Consider the following 23,357-nt stretch of genomic DNA (forward strand, 5'->3'; position numbering starts at 1 on the left):
AAGCGTCAGATCGTAATCAGTTCGGAGGTCTTGACCATCCCACTTACGCCGTCCTTCGCCGTCAACAGGTCTTCCATGTCGAGTACCAGCACGACCGAGCCGTCCCCCGACAGCGTGGCACCCGCCACGCCCTTGGGACGGATATTCTGCAGCGGCTTGATCACCACATCATCGCGGCCGACGAAGGAGTCGATGGCCAGGATGAAAGAGCGCTCGGCCGATTGCATCAGCACGCCGAACCCCGGTTTCTGGGTCGGTGCCCAGCCGAGCAGGCCGGCCAGGGTCTTGAGCGGGAGGATTTCGTCGCGCACCACGATAGTCGGATTGCCCGAGACTTCCTGGATGGCTTCCGGATCGATGGTGATGATCTCGCGCACCATCGCCAGCGGCACCGCGAACGGCTGGTTGCAGGCGCGCACCACCAGTACCGGCAGGATCGCCAGCGTCAGCGGCAGCGAGATGCTGATGCGGGTACCTTCGCCCGGAATCGAGTTGATGTCGATGCGGCCGTTGAGCTTCTGGATGTTGGTACGAACCACGTCCATGCCGACACCGCGGCCAGACACACTTGAAATCTGGTCCTTGGTGGAGAAGCCAGGCAGGAAGATCAGCTGCAGGCACTGCTTCTCGTCCAGAGCATTGGCGGCTTCGGTGTCGATCAGGCCCTTTTCCACTGCCTTGCGACGCAGGGCGTCGGCATTCATGCCGCGACCGTCGTCGGTGATCTCGATCAGGATATGGTCGCCGACCTGTTCGGCCGTTAGCTGGATCAGCGACTGCGGTTTCTTGCCGGCGGCGATGCGCTCCGCGGTGGACTCGACACCGTGATCGACGGCGTTGCGCACAAGGTGCACCAGCGGGTCGTTCAGATCCTCGATCATGGTCTTGTCAAGCTCGGTCTCTTCGCCGCTCAGTACCAGTTCGACGTCCTTGCCGAGCTGGCGCGCCAGGTCACGGGCCAGGCGGGGGTACTTCTGGAACAGCCGGCCGATCGGCTGCATGCGGGTCTTCATCACCGCGTTCTGCAGATCCCCGACCAGCAGGTCGAGCTGGCTGATGGCCTCGTCCAGCGAGCGCAGGGTATTGCTGTCGTTGTTGCCCTGCAGAATCTCGGTGCGCAGCGTGGTGAGGCGGTTCTTGGTCAGACCGATTTCGCCGGACAGGTTGAGCACCATGTCGAGGCGGTTGGTATCGATGCGGATAGTGTTTTCATGCCCGCCGCCGCTGGCCGACTTGCTCGCCGTCACGTTCTTGGCCGGCGCCGCGGCCCGGCTGGCTGCCGCTACGGCCGTTACCGGCTCGGTTTCCGGCACCAACGCAGCAGCAGGCACTACTTCCACCGGTGCAGGGGCCGGCGCAGTGGGCGTGGTGGTACGGGCGGCAGGGACAACGGCCTGGTAGAGACTGTTCCAGTCCGGTTCGTCGCTGCGTTGCGGGGCACTGGCCACCGGCGGTGTGGCCGGTGTGGCTTGCGGGACTGGTGCCTGCGGCATGCGGCCGGACAGGACGGCATCCAGGGCGGCGAGCAATGCGCCATCGGCGTCTCTCGGCATCAGCCCCTGGCCCAGGGTGCCGAACATGTCGCGCACGGAGGCCGTGGCGTCAAGGATCACGTCCATTACTTCGGGGTTGAGCTGAAGTTCGGCGTTGCGCAGCTTGTCGAACAGGTTTTCCGTGCGGTGGCAGAGGGTCACCATGGGCGCCACGTTGAGGAAGCCGGCGCCGCCCTTGATGGTATGAAAGCCGCGGAAAATGTCGTTGAGCAAGGCGCGGTCTTCTGGCCTTTTTTCCAGTTCGACCAACTTGTTGTCAACGTCCGAGAGAAGGTCGTTGGACTCCATCAGGAAGTCCTGCAACAACTCTTCCATGCCGCCGAATTCGCTCATTTTTTACCCCGCACCGTTATTTATTGTTTCTTGTTTCTTGTTGCGACCGTGGTCTCAGAAGCCGAGGCTTTCCAGCAGGTCGTCGACTTGTTGTTGGTTGGTGACCACATCGCTGCGTCCTTCCGGGTTGATCACCGGACCATTCAGCAGAGTCGGGTCGATTTCCGTTTTCTTCTCTTCCGGCGAGAATTCGATCAAGAAGGCGACGAGATCGGTTTCGATCGTCTTGACCATGCCCATCATCTTCTTGATGACTTGGCCGGTCAGATCCTGAAAATCCTGCGCCATGACGATGTCGAGCAGTTGCGCGCTGGTGGCCTGGGTCTGCTCCGGCACGCTCTGCAGATAACGGTGCGTGTCCTGGCTCAGCTGGCGGAACTCGTCGACCGACAGCATATTGGCGAACAGCCGGTTCCAGCGCTCGGACAGCTGCTTGGCGTTGCTTTCAAGCTCGTCCTGGATCGGCTTGGCAATGTCGGTGGCATTGAGTACTCGCTCTGCCGCGGATTCGGTCAGCGTGGAGATGTAGGAGAGACGGTCGCGGGCATCGGGGATGGCATTCGCGACCCGTTCCAGCGATTTGTCGTAACCCATGTCGCGCAGCGCGCTGTGTAATTTGCGGGTCAGTTGCCCGATTTGCTCATACATCACCGAGGGGCTGCCCTCGGCGGCGGAGGTGGACGCCGTGGCACTGTCTGCTTCACTGGCGATCTGTGGCGTGCCGGCCTGGTGCTGTTGGGCAATACTGTCAAACAGGGCCTCGAGATCCGGGGTATCCCCGCTTTCCAAAACGTGGTCTGGCACGATAAATCCTCCTGAATACTGGCCCGACAAGCCGTGCAATGGTTCTTATTTGTTTATTGCCTGAAAGATCTTGTTCAGTTTTTCTTCCAGCGTGGCGGCAGTAAACGGCTTGACGATATAGCCACTTGCCCCTGCCATGGCGGCTTCGATGATGTTCTCGCGCTTGGCCTCGGCCGTGATCATCAGGAACGGCAGGGGCTTGAGCTGTTGGTCGGCGCGTACCGCTTTCAGCAGCTCGATTCCGGTCATGTTGGGCATGTTCCAGTCCGACACGACGAAATCGAAGTGCTGCGTCTTGAGCTTGTGGAGGGCAACTTGGCCGTCCTCCGCTTCATCGACGTTGGTAAATCCGAGTTCCTTGAGGAGGTTGCGTACGATCCGTCTCATGGTTGAGAAGTCGTCCACTACAAGGAAGCGAAGATTCTTGTCTGCCATCGAGGGTTATCCTGAATTTGTCAATGATTCCTGGCCGCTATTGTAGCGACTACCTTTGCAGGAATGGAATCAGGGTTTCGGCCAACACGGCAGGGTCGAATTTGGCGACGTAGGCATCGACGCCGACGCTGGAGCCCATGGCGCGGTTGGCGTTGGACGACAGCGAGGAATGCATCACGACGGGAATGCCGTTGAAGCGGTGATCGGACTTGATCAGGCGGGTCAGCACGTAGCCGTCCATTTCCGGCATCTCGGCGTCCACCAGAATGGTCTTGAGGGTGTCGTGCAGCGGGGCGGCATCGCCCTGGTGGCGATTGGCTAACGCTTGCAGCCGTTCCCAGGCCTCGCGGCCATTGCTGGCCTGTTGGAACTTGATGCGCATCTTTTCCAGCACGCCGGTGATCTCCTTGCGCGCCACCACCGAATCGTCGACAAAGAACACGTACTGGTCGGCTTCGAGTTGGGCGGTTGGCAGCTCGGGCAGGCGCGGTTCGCCCACCACGCTGGCCAAGATCTGTTCCACGTCCAGAATCGATACCAACTTGCCATCTTCCAGTTCGGTGATGGCCGTGATCAGGTTCATGCCACTGGCCGAAGCCACTTCGCCAGCCGTCGCGGCACTGCCCGACATCATGTTGTCGGGTGAGCGCACCTTGTCCCAGTCGACGCGGATGATGCGGTCCACCGAATCGACCAGGAAGGCCTGGGTGCTTTTGTTGAATTCGGTGACGATCATAGTTTCATACTTCTTGGCCGGATCGTTGGCACCGATGAAGCGGGCGAGCGAGATGATCGGGATGATGTTGCCGCGCAGCGAGAGGACGCCTTCCACCCCGAACGGCATGTTCGGGGTCTTGGTGATGGTCGGGGTCTGCGATACTTCGCGGACCTTGAAGACGTTGATGCCGAAGGTTTCCCGCGTGCCCAGCGAGAACAGCAGGATCTCCATCTTGTTGGAGCCGACCAGCTTGGTGCGGGCATCGATATTGGCGAGCAGGGTAGCGTCGGTGGCTGGCATGTCAAACCTTTCCCGATTTCTTTTTTGAGTGCGGTCGTCAGTGGTGCGTTACTTGCCGATGTGCAGCATTTCGCGCAGCTTGATCGCCAGTTTTTGGGCTTCGAACTTGGAAACGTAGGAGTCGACACCGACCGATTCGCCGAGCTTCTGGTTGGAGTTTCCGGACAGCGAGGAGTGCATCAGCACCGGAATGCCGGCAAAGCGCGGGTCGCTCTTGATGAGCTTGGTCAGCATGTAGCCGTCCATTTCCGGCATTTCCACGTCGGTCAGCACCAGGTTGACGATGTCACAGAGCTTGCGGCCGGAGAGGTCAGCCTGGGCGGCCATCCGCTGGAGTTCGTCCCAGGCGCGCATGCCGTTGATGGCGTAGGCGTACTTGACGTTCATGGCTTCCAGGGTGCGTTCGATCTGTTTGCGCGCGACGACCGAGTCGTCGGCGAAGAAGATCATGCGCTCTTCCTTGATCGGCTCGATGTTCAGGAAGTGATGGGCGTCGTCGGTGAGCGAGGTCTCGGCCAGGACTTTCTCGACGTCCATCATCATGACCAGGGTGTTGTTGAGCTCGGTCACGGCGGTGACCAGCCCGCCCATGCGGTTGGTGATCATTTCCGGCGGCACGCGCATGGCCGACCAGTCGAGCCGCAGGATGGTGTCGACGGCCTCGACCAGAAAACCCTGGGTGTGACCGTTATATTCGGTCACGATCATGATTTCTGGCTTCTTCTCGGTGACGATGCCGGCGTACTTGGCCAGATCGATGATGGGCACGAGTGCGCCACGTAGGCTGACCATGCCTTCCACGGAAGACGGCATTTCCGGCGCGGAGGTGATTTCAGGTGTGCGCATGACCTCGCGCACCTTGAAGACGTTAATCCCGAAAACTTCCTTGCGCCCGGTTCGTTGATCTTCTCCGAGGGAGAACAACAGGATTTCGAGCTTGTTGGTGCCGGCGAGCTTGGTGCGGGCATCAATTTTTTTAAGAAGTTCTGACACGGAAACCTCCGCTGCATCGTGTTTTTTGGGAGTATCGTTTGGAGTGTCGATACGCCCGTTATTAGGGGTGTCGGGGGCCACTGGCTCCGTCCATTACGGCAAATGTACCCCAGATTGGCTTAACCGGTTTGGATAATTATCATACTGATTAATCAGTTTTTACAAATGTGTTGTGGTGAATGACAAAAACTGTTTCAAACTTGCACGACCAGCAAACACTGGAGCAGGCGTTTGCCCAGTTCAATGCCGTTTCCGGCCAATTGATCGATGCCTACAACCAGCTGCAGGGGCAGGTCAATGTGCTGAATGCGCAACTGGACGAGGCCAATAACGAGCTTAGGCGTCAACTCTCGAATAACGCGGCGTTGGCCGAGCGGCTCGGCATGTTGCTGGAGGCGCTGCCGGCCGGCGTGGTTGAGTTGCTGGTCGATGGCCGGGTGCAGACTGAAAACTCCGCCGCCGAGGCGATGCTGGGGGCGTCGGTGCGGGGACGGTCATGGCCGGAGGTGCTGGCCGGCTTCCAGCCGACCGACATTGATAACACCTTTTTGTTGCCGCGTTGTGGCGAGCAGCCACCGCGCCGCATCACGCTGCAGTACCAGGACCTGCCGGAGTTGGGCGGGCAGATCGTGCTGCTGCACGACGTCACGCACCTGCACCAGCTCTCGAGCGAGCTGGCGCAGCAGCAGAAACTGGCCTCGATGGGCAGTATGGCGGCGTCGTTGGCGCATCAGCTGCGTACGCCGCTGGCGACCGCCATGCTCTACACCGCCAACTTGCGCCAGCCCAGCCTGGGTGAGGCGGAGCGAGAGCGCTTCATCGATAAGAGCCTGGCTCGTTTGAAGGCGCTGGAAGGGCTGATCCAGAACATGCTGAGCTTCGTCAGGGGGCAGGTGAGCGAGCTCGAGCTGCTGGACGTGGCCGGGTTGCTGGAAGAAGTCCGTGCCGTGGTGCAGCCTCATTACGCCGCGCGGGCGGTGCGGCTGGACTGTGACTTTGCACTGGGCGAGCCGGTGCGGGTGGCGGGAGACCGCAAGGCGCTGGTGGGCATCCTGGTCAATCTGCTGGAGAACGCGCTGCACTTTTCCGTAGAAGGCCAGTGCGTGGAGCTGGGCGCCCGGCTGGAGGGCGGTGCAGTGCGACTGTGCGTGGTCGACGAGGGCCCGGGGCTGGGCGACGAGTTGCTGGAGCGGGTGTTCGAACCGTTCTTTACCACGCGCTCCGGGGGAACTGGGCTGGGGCTCGCCATCGTCAAGAAAGTGGTGGAGGAGCTGCACGGCAGCGTGTGTGCGGGCAACCGCGAGGGCGGGGGCGCCTGCTTCGAGGTGCGGCTGCCGCTAGCGTGAGCCGAGCCGCTTGCCGTCCCCGCGATCACGGCTATGGGCACTGGTCTTGGTGTGTGCACAGTACAGGCAGGATGGCAAGGGCTTGCCGGACCAATCTCTGCGTGTAAATTCATCGCTGAGCCAATTCAAAGATTGGCACGCAGGGATTTGTCCGGCGAAGGATTCGCATGCGAGTGCAATAACGCCAGCAGGGTTTTGCCTGATGGCCCCTTAATTATTCTTCCAGATACTGGGTCTTGCCGGTGACCTTGGCCCAGTCTTCGTGATCCGGCAGGGGGTCCTTCTTGGCGGCGATCACCGGCCAGACCTTGGACAGCCGGTCGTTGATCTCGATGAAATGCAACTGGTCGGCCGGCACGTCTTCTTCGGCGTAGATCGCTTCGACCGGGCACTCGGCGACGCACAGGGTGCAATCGATGCATTCGTCCGGGTCGATGGCGAGGAAATTGGGGCCTTCATGGAAGCAGTCGACCGGACAGACATCGACGCAGTCGGTGTATTTGCATTTGATACAAGCTTCGGTTACAACGTAGGCCATTGCATTTTCCTTTGGCGATTTGGGCGCTGACACTCAACAGTCTAGCCAATTTTGCCATCATTTGATTTTCCCGGCTGTTTTCCGATGATGTCTGGCTTCGCTCCCTCCTTGCCCTATCGTGGCCGTTTTGCCCCCAGTCCGACCGGTTTATTGCATGCCGGTTCGTTGACCACCGCCGTCGGCAGCTATCTGGAGGCGCGCACGCGCGGCGGCGTCTGGCTGTTGCGCATGGAGGACCTCGACCCGCCGCGCGAGGTGGCCGGCGCTGCTTCGGCCATCCTGCAGACGCTCGAGGCGCTGGGTTTCGAGTGGGATGGCGCTGTGGAATACCAGAGCCGGCGCCACGAGCTGTACCGCGCCGCGCTGGACCAGTTGGCCCGCGATGGCCTGGCGTACGCCTGTGGCTGTACGCGCAAGGAGATCGCGGCACACGCCCGCCGCGGGGTGGACGGCTACGTCTATCCGGGAACCTGCCGCAACGGCTGCGTGGCGGGGCGCGCCGGCCGTGCCTGGCGGCTACGCGTGGCGCCGGGCGAGACGGTGTTCGTCGATCGCTTGCAGGGCGAGTACCGCCAGGACCTGGAGCGCGACATCGGCGATTTCGTGCTGCTGCGTGCCGACGGCTTCTGGGCCTACCAGCTGGCGGTGGTGGTGGACGATGCCGCGCAGGGCGTCACCGATATCGTGCGCGGCGCCGACCTCTTGGTGTCGACGCCGCGCCAGATCGCCGTGCAGCGGGCGCTGGGAGTGCCTACCCCGAGTTACTGCCACTTGCCGCTGATGGTCAACTCGGCCGGTGAGAAGCTGTCCAAGCAGACGCTGGCGCCGGCGATTGCCCCGGCGGCAGCGGCGGCGGAGCTGCGCCGGGCGTTGCAGCGGCTGGGGCATGTGCCGCCGAACGAATGCGGCAGCCTGGCCGAGTTGTGGGCCTGGGCGCGCGGGCATTGGTCATTGGACAAGGTGCCGGCCGGGCCGGTGAGGGTGTGAGCCGGGCTTCGGCCAACTTGGTCGGGGAAGGGCTGCGGTTGGTTATTGTGTGGGGAAGTAACGTGGCGCTGCGCCTACATAATCGCGGCATGCAGCCGCGTGCGGCTTGCCAGACCGGCGGCCAGCGCCGATAATCTTGCCCCATCTAGCAGGAGAGAGTGGCCGCGCAAGCCGGCCGCCGCCGAAGGCGCAAGTGCACCCGCAATCGCTCAGGCAAAAGGACTGCGAGGATCGGGCCGTCGTTCCATGGGCGGCCCGCCGAATCTGGAGAGCGGCGCCTGGTTCCAGGCGCCCACCGAAGGGGCTAACGGCTGGTGCTGCACCAGTCGGAAAATCTCAGGTGTAGGGACAGAGGGGTGTATAGAAGGATGAACGCACCCTGAAGGACTCCGCATGACGGCCCCGAAACGTACCCCCCTGTTTGACGAACACCTCGCCGCCGGCGCCAAGATGGTCGATTTTGCCGGCTGGGAAATGCCCATCCATTATGGCTCGCAGCTGAAAGAGCACGAGCAGGTGCGCAGCGACGCCGGCATGTTCGATGTCTCCCACATGACCGTGATCGACATCACCGGTGCGGACGCCAAGGCCTGGCTGCAGAAGCTGATCGCCAACGACGTGGCCAAGCTGGGCTTCGAGGGCAAGGCACTGTATTCCGGCATGCTCAACGCCGACGGCGGCGTGGTGGACGACCTGATCGTCTATCTGACTTCCTACGGCTACCGCATGGTGGTCAACGCCGGTACCACCGACAAGGACCTGGCCTGGATGGAGCAGCAGAAAGCCGGTTTCGATGTGACGCTGAAGGTGCGTCGCGATCTGGCTATGCTGGCCGTGCAAGGTCCCAACGCCATTGCCAAAGTGTGCTCGGTGAAGCCGACGCTGGCAGACGCTATTAAATCTCTGAAAATCTTCCAGGGCTTGCCTGCAGGCGACTGGTTCTTTGCGCGAACCGGCTATACCGGCGAAGACGGCCTGGAAATCATGGTGCCGGCCACCGAGGCGCCGGCCTTCTTCCGCGAATTGCTGGCGGCCGGCGTGGCGCCGATCGGTTTGGGCGCGCGCGACACGCTGCGTCTCGAAGCCGGCATGAACCTGTACGGCCACGACATGGACGAGACCGTGTCGCCGCTGGCTGCCGGGATGGGCTGGACCATCGCCTGGGAACCGGCCGAGCGCGACTTCATCGGCCGTCAGGCGCTGGAAGCGCAGAAAGCCGCCGGCGTCGCGATGAAGCAGGTCGGCCTGGTGCTGGAAGGGCGCGGCGTGCTGCGCGAGGGGCAGAAGGTGGTGGTCGAGGGCGCCGGCGAAGGCGTCATCACCAGCGGCACTTTCTCGCCGACGCTGAAGCATTCCATCGCCATCGCCCGCGTGCCGGCCGCGACCGGCGAGACCGCCCAGGTCGATCTGCGCGGCACGCTGACCGAGGTGCGCGTGGTCAAGATGCCGTTTGTTCGCAACGGCAAAAAAGTCTTTAATTAAGCCGAGTATCCGGACTGAGTGGAGGCGGGCCAGGCCCGCTTCCGGACGGGGCGGCAAGGCCTCGTCATCAACCTTTTCTACATTGGAGATGCAGTAATGAGCCAAATCCCCGCCGAATTGAAATACGTATCCAGCCACGAATGGCTGCGCCTGGAAGCAGACGGCACCGTGACCGTGGGCATTACCGAACATGCCCAGGAACTGCTGGGCGACATCGTGTTCGTCGAGCTGCCGAAAGTGGGTGCCGTGCTGGGTGACGGCGAACAGGCTGGCGTGGTGGAGTCGGTGAAGGCCGCTTCCGACGTGTACGCGCCGATCGAAGGCGAAGTGGTGGCCGTGAACGGTGAACTGGAAGCCGCTCCGGAACTGGCCAACAGCGAGCCGTACGGCCAGGGCTGGTTCTTCAAGGTCAAGCCGAGCAACGTCGCCGACCTCGACAAGCTGCTCAACGCCGAACAGTACGCCCAGGAAATCGGCGCCTGATCGAGCCGAACCGGCCTCGCGTCCCAGGGCGCGAGGCTTTTGCTTTTATGGGGCCGGCGGCGCCGGCCCATAGTCCTCTTGCATCCGGATACTTGCAACATGACACTCTCTACCCTGTTTAACCACAACGAATTCATCGAACGCCATATCGGCCCGTGCGAGACCGAGAAGGCCGAGATGCTGGCCTACGTCGGCGCCGGCTCCTTCGAGGACCTGGTGGCCCAGACCGTACCGGCCAACATCCGCTTCAACCGCACGCTGGACCTGCCGCCGGCGCAGCGTGAAGCCGACGCGCTGGCCGACCTGAAAGCGGTCGCCAGCAAGAACGTGGTGAACAAATCCTTCATCGGCCTGGGTTACTACCCGGTGCTCACCCCGGGCGTGATCCTGCGCAACGTGCTGGAAAACCCGGGCTGGTACACCGCCTATACCCCGTACCAGGCCGAAATCGCCCAGGGCCGCCTGGAAGCGCTGTTGAATTTCCAGCAGATGATCATCGATCTCACCGGGCTGGAAATCGCCAACGCCTCGCTGTTGGACGAAGCCACTGCCGCCGCCGAAGCCATGGCTATGGCGCGCCGCGTGTCCAAGTCCAAGTCCGAGCAGTTCTTCGTCGACAGCCGCGTGCTGCCGCAGACGCTGGACGTGATGAAGACCCGTGCCGAGTACTTCGGCTTCGAACTGGTGCTGGGCCATCCGGAAGAGGCCGGCAACGGCGACTACTTCGGCGCGCTGTTCCAGTACCCGGGCGAATCCGGCGAACTGTTGGACCTGACCCCGTACATCGCCGCGGTCAAGGCCAAGGGCGCGCTGGCCATCGTCGCGGCCGACGTGATGGCGCTGGTGGCGCTGAAGTCGCCGGGCGAAATGGGCGCCGACGTGGCGGTGGGCAACACCCAGCGCTTTGGCGTGCCGATGGGCTTCGGCGGCCCGCACGCCGCCTACTTCGCGTTCAAGGACGAGATGAAGCGCTCCGCTCCGGGCCGCATCATCGGCGTGTCGGTCGATGCCAAGGGCAAGACCGCGCTGCGCATGGCGCTGCAGACCCGCGAGCAGCATATCCGCCGCGAGAAGGCCAACTCCAATATTTGTACCTCGCAGGTGCTGCTGGCCAACATCGCCGGCATGTACGCCGTGTACCACGGCGCCGAGGGCGTGAAGCGCATCGCCGCGCGCATCCATCGCCTGGCGGCCATCTTCGCCCACGCGGTGAAGGCGGCTGGTGGCAAGCTGGTGTTCGACCGCTTCTACGACACCGTGCAGGTCGACTTGGGCGCCGATGCGGCCAAGGTGTACGCCGCCGCGCTGGCTGCCGGCATCAACCTGCGCGACGCCGGCAACGGCGTGCTGGGCGTGGCCTTCCACGAAGCCGCCAGCGAAGCCGACCTGGCTCAGCTGATCGAGATTTTCACCGGCAAGCCGGCCGACGTTGCCGCACTGGATGCCGCCGCTGCCGACGCCATTCCGGCTGGGCTCAAGCGCGAATCCGCCATCCTGTCGCACCCGGTGTTCAACACCCACCACAGCGAACACGAGATGCTGCGCTATCTCAAGAAGCTGGAAAACCGCGACCTGGCGATGAACCACTCCATGATCAGCCTCGGCAGCTGCACCATGAAGCTCAACGCCACCAGCGAGATGATCCCGATCACCTGGCCGGAATTCGCCAACATGCACCCGTTCGCCCCGCGCGATCAGGCCGCCGGCTATCTGGAAATGATCGAGGCGCTGCAACAGCAGCTGCTGGCCATCACCGGCTTCGACGCTATCTCAATGCAGCCGAACTCCGGCGCGCAGGGCGAGTACGCCGGTATCCTGGCGATCCGCCGCTTCCACGCCAGCCGTGGCGAAGCGCACCGTAACGTCTGCCTGATCCCGCAATCCGCGCACGGCACCAACCCGGCCACCGCGCAGATGCTGGGCATGCAGGTGGTGGTGGTGAAAACCGACGAGAACGGCAACGTGGACATGGCCGATCTCCGTGCCAAGGCCGAGCAGCATGCGGCCAACCTGGGCGCGCTGATGATCACCTACCCGTCCACCCACGGCGTGTTCGAGGAAGGCATCAAGGAAATCTGCGAGATCGTGCACGCGGCCGGCGGCCAGGTGTACATGGACGGCGCCAACATGAACGCGCAGGTGGGGCTGACCCGCCCGGCCGACATCGGCGCCGACGTGCTGCACATGAACCTGCACAAGACCTTCTGCATCCCGCACGGCGGCGGCGGCCCGGGCATGGGCCCGATCGGCATGAAGTCGCACCTGGCGCCGTTCATGGCCAACCACGTGGTGTCCGAAGTACCGGGCGCCGTGGCCGGCCAGAGCGCGGTTGCCGCGGCACCGTTCGGTTCCGCGTCGATCCTGCCGATCTCCTTCATGTACATCCGCATGATGGGTGCGGAAGGCATGAAGCACGCCACCGAGATGGCGCTGCTGAACGCCAACTACCTGATGAAGAACCTGTCGGCGCACTACCCGGTGCTGTACACCGGCCGCAACGGCCGTGTGGCGCACGAGTGCATCATCGACCTGCGTCCGCTCAAGGCCGCCTCCGGCATCACCGAGGTGGATGTGGCCAAGCGTCTGATGGACTACGGCTTCCACGCCCCGACCATGAGCTTCCCGGTGGCGGGCACGCTGATGATCGAGCCGACCGAGTCGGAGTCCAAGGCCGAGCTGGACCACTTCATCGCCGCGATGGTGGCCATCCGCCAGGAAATCGATAAGGTGCAGAACGGCGTTTGGCCGCTCAACAACAACCCGCTGGTGAACGCGCCGCACAGCAAGGCCGACATTGCCGCCGAGTGGACCCGTCCGTACAGCCGCGACGAGGCCTTCTTCCCGCTGCCGTACGTGCTGGACAACAAGTTCTGGCCGAGCGTGAACCGCATCGACGACGTCTACGGCGACCGCAACCTGGTGTGCAGCTGCCCGTCGGTTGAAGAGTACGAGTAAGCGTCAGGCGATGCCGCAGCCGGTGTGTCGCACCGCTTCGGCCAACCTTTGACGGCAAACGGCTCCCCATCGCGGGGAGCCGTTTTTGTTTGCCGGTCTGCTGCTTGCCGGGGGCGGGTGGCGGGTCTAGGCTGCAAAAGGACATGGTGGCCGGCGCACCCTCGGCCAGCTTGCTCCGCCAGGAGAATCCGCATGCCCCCGTCAGCCCGCGAAGTCTTGAACCAGCCGCCGCCTCTGGTCGACTACAACCTGTTCAGCAGCGATGTCGCCTTGCAGGAAGGGGTGGTGCGCGAGGGCGCGGCGTGGGCGCGCGAGCCGCTGTTCGACTGCGGCGCGCTGCTGGGGCGGCGCGACAGCTTCGAGCTGGGTCGACTCGCCAACCGCTATCCCCCCTTGCTGCACGGCTTCGACGCCCAGGGCTTTCGACTCGACGAGGTGGAGTTCCACCCCGCCTGGCACACGCTGATGCGCGGCATTGTCGAGCGTGGCCTGCATTGCGCGCCGTGGGAGGAGCCCCGGCCTGGCGCCCATGTGGCGCGCGCCGCCGCCTTCCTGCTGCAGGCCCAGGTCGAGGCCGGCACGCTGTGCCCCACCACCATGACCTTCGGCGCCATCCCGGTGCTGTCGCAGCACGCCGGCCTGACGCTGGACTGGCTGCCGACGCTGTGCAGCCACGACTACGACGAACGCGACCTGCCGCTCGCGCAGAAGCACGGCGGCCTGGTCGGTATGGGCATGACCGAGAAGCAGGGCGGCTCCGACGTCCGGACCAATACCACGCGTGCCGAACCGTGTGCGGACGGCAGCTACCGCCTCAGCGGTCACAAGTGGTTCTTCTCGGTGCCGCAGAGCGACGCCCACCTGGTGCTGGCGCAGGCGCCGGGCGGCCTGTCCTGCTTCTTTCTGCCGCGCTGGCTGCCGGACGGCACGCGCAACGCGGTGTGCCTGCTGCGTCTCAAGGACAAGCTCGGCAACCGTTCCAACGCCTCGGCCGAGGCCGAGTTCGACGCCGCCTACGCCGTGCTGCTGGGCGAGGAAGGGAGGGGCGTGCCGCTCATCCTGGAAATGGGCGGGCACACCCGCTTCGACTGCCTGCTGGGCAGCGCCGGCATGATGCGCCAGGTGCTGGCGCAGGCGGTGCACCATTGTCGCCATCGCCGCGCGTTCGGCCACCGCCTGATCGAGCAGCCGCTGATGCTCAACGTGCTGGCCGACATGGCGCTGGAGACCGAGGCCGCCATCGCGCTGGCCCTGCGCCTGGCGCGCGCCGCTGACGCCCCGGACGACGAGGGAGAAATGCTGCTGCGCCGGCTGCTGGTGCCGGCCGGCAAGTACTGGGTGTGCAAGCGCGGTCCGGAACTGGCGGCGGAAGCGATGGAGGTGCTGGGCGGCAACGGCTACATGGCGGAAAGCGTGGCGGCGCGGGCCTACGCCGAAATGCCGGTGAATTCGATCTGGGAGGGCTCGGGCAACGTGATGTGCCTCGACGTGCTGCGCACCCTCGCCAAGCACCCGCGTGCGCGCGACATGCTGCTGGCCGAGCTGGCGCAGGTGCCGGGATGCCACCCGCTCTATCGCCACGCCTTGGGGCGCCTGAGCGACCAGCTGCAGCGCCCCGTGGCGGAGGCCGACGCCCGCCACCTGGTGCGGCGCATGGTGCTGCTGGTGCAGGCAGGTTTGCTGCTGCGCCACGCGCCGGAAGCGCTGGCCGAGGCGTTCTGTGCCTCGCGCCTGGGCGAGGACTGGGGCGGCAGCTTCGGCAGCCTGCCGTCGACGCTGGCGCTGGCGCCGATCGTGCGCCGCGCGCTGTCGGCCTGAGCGGGCGGATGCGCATGGGGGAGGCGCGTAAGCGGAGCGGGACGGGCGCGAGCCAGGGCGTGCGGCCCACGGACGGCCGCGCGTGGCGGCGTCGTGCCGTTTTCGTCATGCCCCTGCTGGCGACGGCGTGCGCCGTCGGTCCGGACTATCGGGCGCCCGCGCTGGCGGTGCCGCCGGCGTGGCACGGCCCGCTGCAGGGCGGTTTGCATACCACGGTGCCGCCGGCGGCCGAGCTGGCGCGCTGGTGGGAGCGCCTGGACGATCCGCTGTTGTCGCGCCTGATCGACGAGGCCGTGGCGAACAATCTCGATGTCAAACTGGCGCAGGCCCGCCTGCGCGAGGCCCGCGCCCGCTACGGGCTGGCCGTGGCCGAGCGCTATCCCGCCCTGAACGCCCGTGCCGCCGTCAACCGCAACCGTTCCAGCGACGAGATGAGCCAGGGCAACGGGCGCGCCGTCGAGACCTGGTCGGCGCAGCTCGATGCCAACTGGGAGCTCGACCTGTTCGGTGGCCTGCGCCGTGCCCAGGAAGCCGCCGCGGCGACGCTCGACGCCGAGCAGGAGGCGCTGCGCGACACCCGGGTCAGCCTGCTGGCGGAAGTGGCGCTCGGCTACGTCGAGGCGCGCGGCTTTCAGGCCCGGCTGGCGCTCGCGCGCGGCAGCCTCGCCACCCAGGACGAGACCTGGCAGATCACGCGCTGGCGGCATCAGGCCGGACTCACCACGCAGCTGGACGAAGATCAGGCCCGTTTCAACCTGGAGCAGACGCGGGCCCAACTGCCGGCATTGCAGCAGGGGCTGGCGCAGTCGAAACAGCGGCTGGCGGTGCTGCTGGGGCGCGCGCCCGGCGAGCTGAGCGAACTGGACCAGCCGGCCGCCATCCCGCACCTGCCCGCCACCGTGGCGGTGGGCATCCCCGCCGACACCCTGCGCCAGCGTCCCGACCTGCGCCGCGCCGAGCGCCAGCTGGCGGCGGCGACGGCGCAGGTCGGGGTGGCCAGCGCCGCCGCCTACCCCGATGTGTCGCTGTCCGGCACGCTCGGCCTGCAAGCCCTGAGCGGCGGCCGGCTGTTGCGTTCCAGCGCCGGCCTGTATGCGCTGGGCGCCAGCGTCGGCCAGGTCGTGTTCGACGCCGGCCGCGTCCGCCACAACATCGAGGTGCAGAATGCCCTGCAGCAGCAGGCGCAGCTCAATTACCAGTCCGCCGTGCTCACGGCCTTGCGCGACGTCGAGGGTGCGCTGGTGGCCTACGCCGAGGAGCAGAACCGCGGCGTGGCGCTGCGTGAGGCGGTCACGGCGGCGCAAGGGGCGGCCGATCTGGCCTCGAGCCAGTACCAGGCCGGCCTGGTCGATTTCCAGGCGGTGCTCGACACCCAGCGCTCGCTGCTGTCGCTGCAGGACCAGCTGAGCCAGAGCGAGGCGGCGGCGGTATCCAACCTGGTACGGCTTTACAAGGCGCTGGGCGGCGGCTGGGACGCGGCTGCGGCGAAAGGAGGATGATGGAGCAACCCGGCGACATGGCCAAAAAGCTCGGTCTCGACCGGCAGTCCCGCGTGGTCTCGCGCCTCCGGCGCTGGCTGCTGCTGGGGGGGATGGTCGTGGCGGCGGGGCTGGCGGCGCTGTACTGGAACAGCCGTCAGGCCACGGGCCAGCCGCGCTACCTGACGCAGGAGGTGCGCCGCGGCAGCCTGACCGTGGCCGTCTCCGCCACCGGCACGCTGCAGCCCACCAACCAGGTGGACGTCGGCAGCGAGATTTCCGGCACCATCAAGAGCGTCGAGGTCGATTACAACGACCGGGTGAAGCGCGGCCAGGTGCTGGCGCGCATCGATACCAGCAAGCTCGAGGCCCAGCTCAAGCAGAGCCTGGCGGCGCTGGCCGCCGCCCGCGCCCGGGTGCAGCAGGCGCAGGCCACCGTCAGCGAGGCCAAGGCCAAGCTGGGACGGCTGCGCCAGGTGCAGCAGGTCAGCGGCGGCAAGGTGCCGTCGCAGTCCGAGATGGAGACCGCCCTGGCCACCTTCGAGCGCGCCGTGGCGGATGCCGCCAACAGCCGGGCCACGGTGACCCAGGGGGAAGCCACGCTGGAGGCGCAGCGCACCGACCTGGCCAAGGCAGTGATCCGCTCTCCGGTGGACGGCGTGGTGTTGAAACGCGCCGCCGAACCCGGCCAGACCGTGGCCGCCTCGTTCCAGACGCCGGTACTGTTCACGTTGGCCGAAGACCTGACGCAGATGGAACTGCACGTCGACGTGGACGAGGCCGACGTTGGCAAGGTGCGGGAAGGGCAGGCCGCCAGCTTCACCGTCGACGCCTACCCCGAGCGCACCTTTCCGGCGCGCCTGTCCCAGGTGCGTTTCGGCGCCAAGACCGTGGCCGGGGTGGTGACGTACGAAACCGTGCTCAAGGTGGACAACGCCGGCCTGCTGCTGCGCCCGGGCATGACCGGCACCGCCAGCATCGTGGTCGAGCAGGCGCGCGACGCGCTGCTGGTGCCCAATGCCGCGCTGCGTTTCGTGCCGCCGCAGGAAACCTCAGCGCCCGCCAGCCGCGGGCTGGTCGCCAATCTGCTGCCGCGCCCGCCGCGCCGGAGTGCCAGCCCGCCCGGCGGCAACGACAAGCAGCCCCATGTCTGGGTGCTGAAGCAGGGCCGGCTGCAAAAGGTCACGCTCAAGACCGGCATGAGCGATGGCAGCCTGACCGAGGTGAAGGGCGGGGCGCTGGCGCCGGGCCGCGCCGTGGTGGTGGACGTGATCGAGGGGAAAAAGCCGTCATGACGCCCGACGGCCGCCCCCTCGTCGAGCTGCGCCGGGTCACCAAGACCTACGGCCGCGGCGCGGCAGCGATGCAGGCACTGGGCGGGATCGACATCGTCATCGCCCAAGGCGAGTTCGTGGCGGTGATGGGGCCGTCCGGCTCGGGCAAGAGCACCTGCATGAACCTGATCGGCTGTCTCGATACCCCGAGTTCCGGCAGTTACCTGTTCCAGGGGGTCGAGGTGGGCGGGCTCACGCGCGACCAGCGCGCGCTGCTGCGGCGCCACTACCTGGGTTTCGTGTTCCAGGGCTTCAACCTGCTCAACCGCACCAGCGCCCTAGAGAACGTCGAGCTGCCGCTGATCTATCGCGGTGATCCCGCCGAACAGCGCCACCAGCGCGCCCGCGAGGCGCTGGCGGAGGTGGGGCTGGCGGGCTGGGAGGACCACACCCCGGGCGAACTGTCCGGCGGGCAGCAGCAGCGCGTGGCGATCGCGCGCGCCATCGTCACCCGTCCCGCGCTGCTGCTGGCGGACGAGCCGACCGGCAACCTCGACAGCGCGCGCAGCCAGGAGATCATGACCATCCTCACGCGCCTGAACCGGGAGCAGGGCATCACCATCGTGATGGTGACGCACGAGCCGGATATGGCGGCGTACGCCGGCCGCACCATCCATTTTCGCGACGGCCTGGTGGTGCCGGCAGCGGAGCGCGCACACCAGGGAGGCGGGTGATGCTCTGGAACGCCTTCGCCCTGGCCCTGCGCGAGATCCGCCGCAACGTGCTGCGCTCCTTCCTCACCATCCTCGGCATCGTCATCGGCGTGGCCGCGGTGATAATCATGGTCACGCTCGGCGGCGGCGCCACGTTGCAGGTCACCCAGCAGATCGCCAGCCTCGGCAGCAACCTGCTCATCATCAGCCCGAGCCGGCGCCTCGGCCCGGGGCAGAACGTCGGGGCGGCGCTATTCAGCGTCGGCGACGCCCAGGCGCTGGTGCGCGAGATACCGGCGCTGGCGGCGGTGGCGCCGATGGCGTCGCGCTCGCTGACGGTGGTGTACGGGCACGCCAACTGGTCGACCCAGGTGATCGGCACCAGCAACGAGTACTTCACCGTGCGCAACCTCACGCTGCGCAGCGGGCGCCGCTTTTCCGACAGCGAGCTGCGCGCCGGCGCGCCGGCCTGCATCATCGGCCAGACCGTGCGCGACAAGCTGTTCGGCCGGCAGGATCCGTTGGGCGAACGCATCCGCGTGCAGGGCATCGCCTGCAGCGTGGTCGGCCTGCTCGAGCCCAAGGGGCAGTCCGCCATGGGCAGCGACCAGGACGACCTGGCGATCATGCCGCTGCGCGCCTACCAGCGCCGCATCGCCGGCAACCAGGACGTCAACCAGCTCCAGGTGTCGGTGCGCGAGGGCACCTCCACCAGCCGCGCCCAGCAGGACATCGAGCACCTGATGCGCGAGCGGCGCCATCTCTCCGCCAACGAGGAAAGCAATTTCAACGTCATGGACATGAAGGAGATCAGCAAGATGCTGACCTCCACCACCGAGGTCCTGACCGCGCTGCTCGGCGCGGTGGCGGCGGTCAGCCTGCTGGTGGGCGGCATCGGCATCATGAATATCATGCTGGTGTCGGTGACCGAGCGCACGCGCGAGATCGGCATCCGGCTCGCCATCGGCGCGCTGGAGCGGGAGGTGTTGCTGCAGTTTCTGGTGGAGGCGGCGGTGCTGTCGTCGCTGGGCGGGCTGATCGGGATCGCGCTGGCCCTGGTGGCCTCGGCGGTGCTGGCCGCGCTGCTGAACGTGCCGTTCGTGTTCAACGCCACCATCGTCGCCGTGGCGTTCGTCTTTTCCGCTACGGTGGGGCTGGTGTTCGGTTATTTCCCGGCGCGCAAGGCGGCACGGCTCGACCCGATCGAGGCGCTGCGCCACGAATGAAGCGGGCGCACCGCGCCGCGAGCCTGGCGTTGCGGGCGGCCGGACGGGCTCAGCCCGTGCGCAGCCACAGCAGCAGGCCGGTGAGCGCGGCGCCCAGGTGCAGCCAGGCGCGCCAGCGGAAGGCGCGGGCGCCGTCATGGGATGACAATGTGGTGACCAGGTAGGGCCGGCCGTCGGCCGGGCGCTGCAGGTGCAGCGTGAGCGGCGTGGCGGCGAACTCCTGCTGCTGTTGCCGCACCTCGCGTTCGGCGGCGGCACGCGCCGCCAGCCACTCGCGCTCGTCGATGCCGCCGCTGCGGTCGAGGTCGAAGCGGCGCAGCAGCGCCGGCTGGTCGCGCTTCCACTCTGCCAGCAGGGCGGCCACGTCGCGCCGCGGGTCGGCGGCGGCCTCGCCGCCGATGGCGACCAGCTCCCCGATCACGTACAGCGGGTCGCCGTCGGCGATCCATTCCTCGCTGCACAGATAGTCCTGATCGTGCCAGCTCGCACGGTGCGCGGGATGGACCTCGGCCTGTTCCGGGTCGACCACCACCTCGCCGTGGCCGTCCTGCAGCAGGAAGGAGGCGTCGCTTTCTTCCTGCTGGGCCGGATCGAGCCGGCCGTCGCGACCGACGTAGCGGCGTTCCCAGCGGAACCAGACGCAACGCCGCCCGCTCAGCGAGCTGTAGAGCGGGGCGCGTTCATGGCTGCGCGCGCAACCGAACAGCTCGACGTAGCCCTGCGCCACTGCGCCGGTGCGCGACGTGGGGGTATCGGCGATCACCCGGTAACGGCGGTAATTGAGCCACCACGCCAGCAGGCCGAAGGTGGTGCAAAGCGGCAAGCCCAGCGTGTAGAGCAGGGCCGGCTGCAGCTTGAAGCCGAGCAGCAGCGCCAAGGGATAGCCGGTGAAGCCCAGCCAGCCATGGCTGGTCAGCCGGTAAATCAGCCGCTTCTTCACTTAACGCTGGAACAGGGCGGTCAGGTCGATGTCGCGCGTTTCGGCGGCGGCAAAGCGCAGCGGCGTGGCCGGGCGGAATCCGCACAGCCGAGCGATGAACACGTCGGGGAACTGTTCGATGCGCACGTTGTTGAGGTTGACCGCTTCGTTGTAGAGTTCGCGCCGGTCGGCGATGTTTTCTTCCAGTTGGCTGATACGCTGCGCCAGGTGCGAAAACTGCTGGTCCGCCTTGAGTTCGGGGTAGGCCTCGGCCACGGCGAAGAGACGGCCGAGCAGGCCGGACAGCCCGCTCTCGAGTTCGCCGAGCCGACCCAGGTTGCCGGCCCGTGCGGCGTCCGAGATCGCGGCGCGCGCTTCCATCACCCGGGTCAACGTGGCCTGTTCGAACTGGGCGTACTGGCGGCATACCTCCACCAGCTTGGGCAATTCGTCGTGGCGCTGCTTGAGCAGCACGTCGATGTTGGCCCAGCACTTGCCGACCTGGTGCTTGAGGCCGACCAGCGCGTTGTAGAGGATGGCGGCGTACAGCAGCGGCAGGGTGAGCAGCAGCAAGAACAGGATCAGTTTCATGTCTTCCATCCAGTCGGGAAAATCAACGATGTCATTGGCAGTATGGCATGACGTTGCGCTGACGCGCAGCGCGGGCGAGGAGGTGTCATGGCGCGTCTGAGCATCATCGGTGCCGGGCGCCTGGGGCGCACGCTGGGACGCCTGGCGCACGACGCCGGCTATACCGTGGTCGACGTGCTATGCCGCGACACGGTGCACGCCGCCGAAGCGCTCGCCTTCATCGGCGCCGGTCGCGCCGTCACCGAGCTGGCACGGCTGGCCCCGGCCGAACTCTACCTGCTGGCGGTACCGGATGCGGCGATTGCCACCACGGCGCAAGACCTGGCCGACGCTGGCGTGGTGCCGCCTGGGGCGCTGGTGTTCCACGCCAGCGGCGCCGGGGAAACGAGCCTGCTGGACCCGCTGACGGCGCGAGGCGTGCGCCTCGGCAGCCTGCACCCGGCCTTTTCCTTCGCCGAGCCGGCGCGTGCCGTGAGGGGCTTCGGCGGCACGCTGTGCGCGCTGGAAGGGGAGGAAAGTGCCTGCACCGAACTGGAAAGGTTGGCCGAAGCCCTCGGTGGACGGCCGTTCCGGCTCGCTCCCGGCGGCAAGGCGGCCTACCACGCCGCGCTGTCGATGGCGTCCAACTACCTGGTGACGTTGAACGCGCTGGCCTTGCAGGTGGCCGCCGGGGCCGGCATCGAGCCACTCGTGGCGTCGCAGCTGGTGGGCGGGCTGATGCGCCAGACGCTCGACAACACCCTGGCACTGGGGCCGGCCGCGGCGCTCACCGGGCCGATCCTGCGCGGCGACGCCGGCACCGTGGCGCGGCATCTCGCGGTGATCGACGACGAGCTGTGCGCCGACGCCTACCGTGCCATGGGGCGGGCGACGCTGCGGCTGGCGGGGGAGCGGCTGGACGAGGCGGCGCAACGTGCGCTGACCGCCCTGCTGGCCTCGCGTCCATCCTGACGCCGGCCGGTTTTACGCCGGCCGGGCCAATTGCACGCAGCGGCGCGCCAGGATGTCGGTCGGGTCGATCAGGGCCACCGTCCTGCCGTCGAGTTCGATCTCATGGCTCTGCGGGAACAGCAGTGGCAGCTCGGTGCAGCCGAGGATGAGGATCTCTGCACCGGCCTGGGCCAAGTGCTCCGCCGCTGCCAGCAAGTCGGTCTTGCTCTCGCCCTCGGTAAAGCCCGCCTTGACCCCGCATTCGCCGTAGATGGCATTCATCACCTTGTCCTGGAAGGGCGGTTCGGGAGCGATCAGCCGGATGCCGGCCTGCTCGGCGGCAGCGTGGTACACCCGGCTCTGCACCGTGCCGGCGGTTGCCAGCAGGCCCACCGGCTTGTCGCCGCTGTAACGCGTCCGGATATGGGCGATCGTTTCAGTCAGCATGTTGACGATGGGAGTCGTCAGATAAGGCTGGATCGCCGCGACGAAGGCGTGGGCTGTATTGCAGGGAATCGCGATGGCCTTGGCTCCGTCGGCCTCCAGCCGTTGACAGGTCGCCAGCAGCGCGACGGTGGGGTCGGTTCCCTCATGCAACAGATTGGCGGTGCGGTCGGGAATCTGCGGATTCTGCTCCACCACCATCTTGATGTGTTCCTGGTCGCAGCCGGCCGGCGTGTTGCAAACCACCTTGTCCATGAAGTCCACGGTCGCCGCCGGACCGACTCCCCCCACGATCCCGAGCTTGAACGGCTGCTCCAGGGCCGGGCTGCTGTAGTGGAGGGCATGCTCGGCATAGATGGCGTTGCTGTCCAGCAGCCCGATACCCCGCCGTTGCAGGCGTTGGGCCACCAGCGACAGCTCGGTAAAGCCCGGCACCAGCAAGTCGGCTCCTTGTTCCTGCAGATGTCGACAGACTTGTGCCACCTGTTCCAGCGCCGCCTCGTCGCCCGCCTGCAGTCCCCGCTCGCCATATACGGCCTGCATCAAGCTGGTTTGCTGATCGGGCGAGGGATACAGCAGGGCGTAGTGATCGTCGAAATAGCGTTCGAACAGCCCGGCTTCGCGGACGAAATCGGACGTCAGTATGCCCAGCCGGCGGCCGGGGTCCGCCTTTTGCCGGACATGGCGCAGCAGCGCCGCCATCATGTCCAGCAGCGGTACCTCGAGTTCGGTCTGGATCTCATCCCGGAACACATGGCTGGCGAAGCAGGGCAGCAGGATCGCGTCGGCACGGCGGGCGACGAACGACTGGCTGGCCTGGAACACGTACAGCTTGCGCGCGGTCATGCTGGTGCCCCGCTCCAGGGCAACGCCGGCACCTGTGAACGGGTGTTGCTCCAGCAGGAAATGGAAGCGTGCTACGTCAGCCCGTGCAGGGGGTGATTTCAGCAACTTGGCAAACAGATCGGCACCGGCCAGTGCGCCCAGCCCGCCGATGATGCCCAGGGTTCTTGTCGTCATGGTGTCAGGATTCGGTG

Annotated in this window: 20 protein-coding genes and 2 riboswitches; of the genes, 11 read left to right on the plus strand and 9 right to left on the minus strand. The window is 66.1% G+C overall.

The window, feature by feature from the left end; genetic code table 11:
* Positions 1 to 5: 5 nt before the first annotated feature.
* Genes FURADRAFT_RS14800 through FURADRAFT_RS14820 form a run of 5 tightly spaced genes read right to left on the minus strand, consistent with a single transcriptional unit; the run spans position 6 to position 5,136 of the window.
* Positions 6 to 1,886: a chemotaxis protein CheA gene (locus tag FURADRAFT_RS14800; RefSeq protein ID WP_008954973.1), complete on the minus strand. Its 1,881-nt coding sequence runs from the start codon at positions 1,884 to 1,886 to the stop codon at positions 6 to 8.
* Positions 1,887 to 1,940: 54 nt separating this feature from the next.
* Positions 1,941 to 2,690, minus strand: coding sequence for a protein phosphatase CheZ (cheZ, locus tag FURADRAFT_RS14805; protein ID WP_008954974.1), 750 nt, complete (start codon positions 2,688 to 2,690; stop codon positions 1,941 to 1,943).
* 45 nt (positions 2,691 to 2,735) lie between these two features.
* Entirely contained in the window at positions 2,736 to 3,125 is a 390-nt protein-coding gene (gene cheY, locus FURADRAFT_RS14810) for a chemotaxis response regulator CheY (protein WP_008954975.1), read from the minus strand.
* Between the two features lie 49 nt (positions 3,126 to 3,174).
* The gene (locus FURADRAFT_RS14815; RefSeq protein ID WP_008954976.1) at positions 3,175 to 4,143 is read right to left on the minus strand and encodes a chemotaxis protein; all 969 of its coding nucleotides are present in this window, start codon (positions 4,141 to 4,143) and stop codon (positions 3,175 to 3,177) included.
* A 48-nt stretch (positions 4,144 to 4,191) separates the two neighbouring features.
* Entirely contained in the window at positions 4,192 to 5,136 is a 945-nt protein-coding gene (locus tag FURADRAFT_RS14820; protein WP_008954977.1) for a chemotaxis protein, read from the minus strand.
* 179 nt (positions 5,137 to 5,315) lie between these two features.
* On the opposite strand from FURADRAFT_RS14820, the gene FURADRAFT_RS14825 reads away from it, so the two are divergent.
* Positions 5,316 to 6,482: a sensor histidine kinase gene (locus tag FURADRAFT_RS14825; protein ID WP_008954978.1), complete on the plus strand. Its 1,167-nt coding sequence runs from the start codon at positions 5,316 to 5,318 to the stop codon at positions 6,480 to 6,482.
* A 214-nt stretch (positions 6,483 to 6,696) separates the two neighbouring features.
* Here FURADRAFT_RS14825 and fdxA read toward each other — a convergent pair whose 3' ends face one another.
* Entirely contained in the window at positions 6,697 to 7,020 is a 324-nt protein-coding gene (fdxA, locus tag FURADRAFT_RS14830) for a ferredoxin FdxA (protein WP_008954979.1), read from the minus strand.
* 84 nt (positions 7,021 to 7,104) lie between these two features.
* On the opposite strand from fdxA, the gene gluQRS reads away from it, so the two are divergent.
* The 9 genes from gluQRS to FURADRAFT_RS14875 all read left to right on the plus strand — a co-directional run bounded on the left by gluQRS (position 7,105) and on the right by FURADRAFT_RS14875 (position 19,436).
* On the plus strand, positions 7,105 to 8,007 hold the full coding sequence (gluQRS, locus tag FURADRAFT_RS14835; RefSeq protein ID WP_008954980.1) for a tRNA glutamyl-Q(34) synthetase GluQRS: 903 nt from the start codon (positions 7,105 to 7,107) through the stop codon (positions 8,005 to 8,007).
* 139 nt (positions 8,008 to 8,146) lie between these two features.
* Positions 8,147 to 8,242: riboswitch (glycine riboswitch) on the plus strand.
* Positions 8,243 to 8,261: 19 nt separating this feature from the next.
* Positions 8,262 to 8,369, plus strand: a riboswitch (glycine riboswitch).
* A 31-nt stretch (positions 8,370 to 8,400) separates the two neighbouring features.
* Positions 8,401 to 9,489 carry a glycine cleavage system aminomethyltransferase GcvT gene (gene gcvT / locus FURADRAFT_RS14840; protein ID WP_008954981.1) on the plus strand — a complete coding sequence of 363 codons (1,089 nt, stop codon included), beginning with the start codon at positions 8,401 to 8,403 and terminating at the stop codon, positions 9,487 to 9,489.
* Between the two features lie 96 nt (positions 9,490 to 9,585).
* Positions 9,586 to 9,972 (plus strand): glycine cleavage system protein GcvH, encoded by a 387-nt coding sequence (gcvH, locus tag FURADRAFT_RS14845; protein WP_008954982.1) that lies wholly within the window; start codon positions 9,586 to 9,588, stop codon positions 9,970 to 9,972.
* Positions 9,973 to 10,071: 99 nt separating this feature from the next.
* Positions 10,072 to 12,927, plus strand: coding sequence for an aminomethyl-transferring glycine dehydrogenase (gcvP, locus tag FURADRAFT_RS14850; RefSeq protein WP_008954983.1), 2,856 nt, complete (start codon positions 10,072 to 10,074; stop codon positions 12,925 to 12,927).
* 192 nt (positions 12,928 to 13,119) lie between these two features.
* Complete coding sequence (locus FURADRAFT_RS14855; RefSeq protein WP_008954984.1) at positions 13,120 to 14,745, plus strand: isovaleryl-CoA dehydrogenase; 1,626 nt, start codon at positions 13,120 to 13,122, stop codon at positions 14,743 to 14,745.
* A gap of 107 nt (positions 14,746 to 14,852) precedes the next feature.
* Entirely contained in the window at positions 14,853 to 16,244 is a 1,392-nt protein-coding gene (locus tag FURADRAFT_RS14860; protein WP_236261598.1) for an efflux transporter outer membrane subunit, read from the plus strand.
* Between the two features lie 17 nt (positions 16,245 to 16,261).
* On the plus strand, positions 16,262 to 17,518 hold the full coding sequence (locus FURADRAFT_RS14865) for an efflux RND transporter periplasmic adaptor subunit (protein ID WP_236261599.1): 1,257 nt from the start codon (positions 16,262 to 16,264) through the stop codon (positions 17,516 to 17,518).
* Positions 17,515 to 18,231 (plus strand): ABC transporter ATP-binding protein, encoded by a 717-nt coding sequence (locus tag FURADRAFT_RS14870; RefSeq protein WP_008954987.1) that lies wholly within the window; start codon positions 17,515 to 17,517, stop codon positions 18,229 to 18,231. The genes FURADRAFT_RS14865 and FURADRAFT_RS14870 overlap by 4 nt, the downstream gene beginning before the upstream one ends.
* Positions 18,231 to 19,436, plus strand: a complete 1,206-nt coding sequence (locus FURADRAFT_RS14875; protein ID WP_008954988.1) for an ABC transporter permease — start codon at positions 18,231 to 18,233, stop codon at positions 19,434 to 19,436. The genes FURADRAFT_RS14870 and FURADRAFT_RS14875 overlap by 1 nt, the downstream gene beginning before the upstream one ends.
* A 49-nt stretch (positions 19,437 to 19,485) precedes the next feature.
* Here the strand turns inward: FURADRAFT_RS14875 and FURADRAFT_RS14880 are convergent, their stop codons facing one another.
* Together FURADRAFT_RS14880 and FURADRAFT_RS14885 are read right to left on the minus strand one after the other, a co-directional pair.
* The gene (locus tag FURADRAFT_RS14880) at positions 19,486 to 20,376 is read right to left on the minus strand and encodes a hypothetical protein (RefSeq protein WP_008954989.1); all 891 of its coding nucleotides are present in this window, start codon (positions 20,374 to 20,376) and stop codon (positions 19,486 to 19,488) included.
* Positions 20,377 to 20,946 carry a LemA family protein gene (locus FURADRAFT_RS14885; protein WP_008954990.1) on the minus strand — a complete coding sequence of 190 codons (570 nt, stop codon included), beginning with the start codon at positions 20,944 to 20,946 and terminating at the stop codon, positions 20,377 to 20,379. It lies immediately after the preceding gene.
* Between the two features lie 87 nt (positions 20,947 to 21,033).
* On the opposite strand from FURADRAFT_RS14885, the gene FURADRAFT_RS14890 reads away from it, so the two are divergent.
* Positions 21,034 to 21,897, plus strand: coding sequence for a Rossmann-like and DUF2520 domain-containing protein (locus tag FURADRAFT_RS14890; RefSeq protein WP_008954991.1), 864 nt, complete (start codon positions 21,034 to 21,036; stop codon positions 21,895 to 21,897).
* 12 nt (positions 21,898 to 21,909) lie between these two features.
* Here the strand turns inward: FURADRAFT_RS14890 and cuyB are convergent, their stop codons facing one another.
* Entirely contained in the window at positions 21,910 to 23,340 is a 1,431-nt protein-coding gene (cuyB, locus tag FURADRAFT_RS14895; protein ID WP_008954992.1) for a cysteate racemase, read from the minus strand.
* Between the last annotated feature and the right edge of the window lie 17 nt (positions 23,341 to 23,357).

Source organism: Pseudogulbenkiania ferrooxidans 2002 (assembly GCF_000174355.1).
Taxonomy (GTDB): Bacteria; Pseudomonadota; Gammaproteobacteria; order Burkholderiales; family Chromobacteriaceae; genus Pseudogulbenkiania; species Pseudogulbenkiania ferrooxidans.

Excerpts from the sequence above, each read along its gene's own strand:
- FURADRAFT_RS14885 (WP_008954990.1), bottom strand. The coding sequence starts at position 20,946 with ATGAAACTGATCCTGTTCTTGCTGCTGCTCACCCTGCCGCTGCTGTAC.
- FURADRAFT_RS14860 (WP_236261598.1), top strand. The coding sequence starts at position 14,853 with ATGCCCCTGCTGGCGACGGCGTGCGCCGTCGGTCCGGACTATCGGGCG.
- cuyB (WP_008954992.1), bottom strand. The coding sequence starts at position 23,340 with ATGACGACAAGAACCCTGGGCATCATCGGCGGGCTGGGCGCACTGGCC.
- gluQRS (WP_008954980.1), top strand. The coding sequence starts at position 7,105 with ATGATGTCTGGCTTCGCTCCCTCCTTGCCCTATCGTGGCCGTTTTGCC.
- gcvH (WP_008954982.1), top strand. The coding sequence starts at position 9,586 with ATGAGCCAAATCCCCGCCGAATTGAAATACGTATCCAGCCACGAATGG.
- fdxA (WP_008954979.1), bottom strand. The coding sequence starts at position 7,020 with ATGGCCTACGTTGTAACCGAAGCTTGTATCAAATGCAAATACACCGAC.
- FURADRAFT_RS14890 (WP_008954991.1), top strand. The coding sequence starts at position 21,034 with ATGGCGCGTCTGAGCATCATCGGTGCCGGGCGCCTGGGGCGCACGCTG.
- FURADRAFT_RS14815 (WP_008954976.1), bottom strand. The coding sequence starts at position 4,143 with ATGCCAGCCACCGACGCTACCCTGCTCGCCAATATCGATGCCCGCACC.
- gcvP (WP_008954983.1), top strand. The coding sequence starts at position 10,072 with ATGACACTCTCTACCCTGTTTAACCACAACGAATTCATCGAACGCCAT.
- FURADRAFT_RS14855 (WP_008954984.1), top strand. The coding sequence starts at position 13,120 with ATGCCCCCGTCAGCCCGCGAAGTCTTGAACCAGCCGCCGCCTCTGGTC.
- FURADRAFT_RS14870 (WP_008954987.1), top strand. The coding sequence starts at position 17,515 with ATGACGCCCGACGGCCGCCCCCTCGTCGAGCTGCGCCGGGTCACCAAG.
- cheY (WP_008954975.1), bottom strand. The coding sequence starts at position 3,125 with ATGGCAGACAAGAATCTTCGCTTCCTTGTAGTGGACGACTTCTCAACC.
- FURADRAFT_RS14825 (WP_008954978.1), top strand. The coding sequence starts at position 5,316 with ATGACAAAAACTGTTTCAAACTTGCACGACCAGCAAACACTGGAGCAG.
- gcvT (WP_008954981.1), top strand. The coding sequence starts at position 8,401 with ATGACGGCCCCGAAACGTACCCCCCTGTTTGACGAACACCTCGCCGCC.
- FURADRAFT_RS14865 (WP_236261599.1), top strand. The coding sequence starts at position 16,262 with ATGGCCAAAAAGCTCGGTCTCGACCGGCAGTCCCGCGTGGTCTCGCGC.
- FURADRAFT_RS14800 (WP_008954973.1), bottom strand. The coding sequence starts at position 1,886 with ATGAGCGAATTCGGCGGCATGGAAGAGTTGTTGCAGGACTTCCTGATG.
- FURADRAFT_RS14875 (WP_008954988.1), top strand. The coding sequence starts at position 18,231 with ATGCTCTGGAACGCCTTCGCCCTGGCCCTGCGCGAGATCCGCCGCAAC.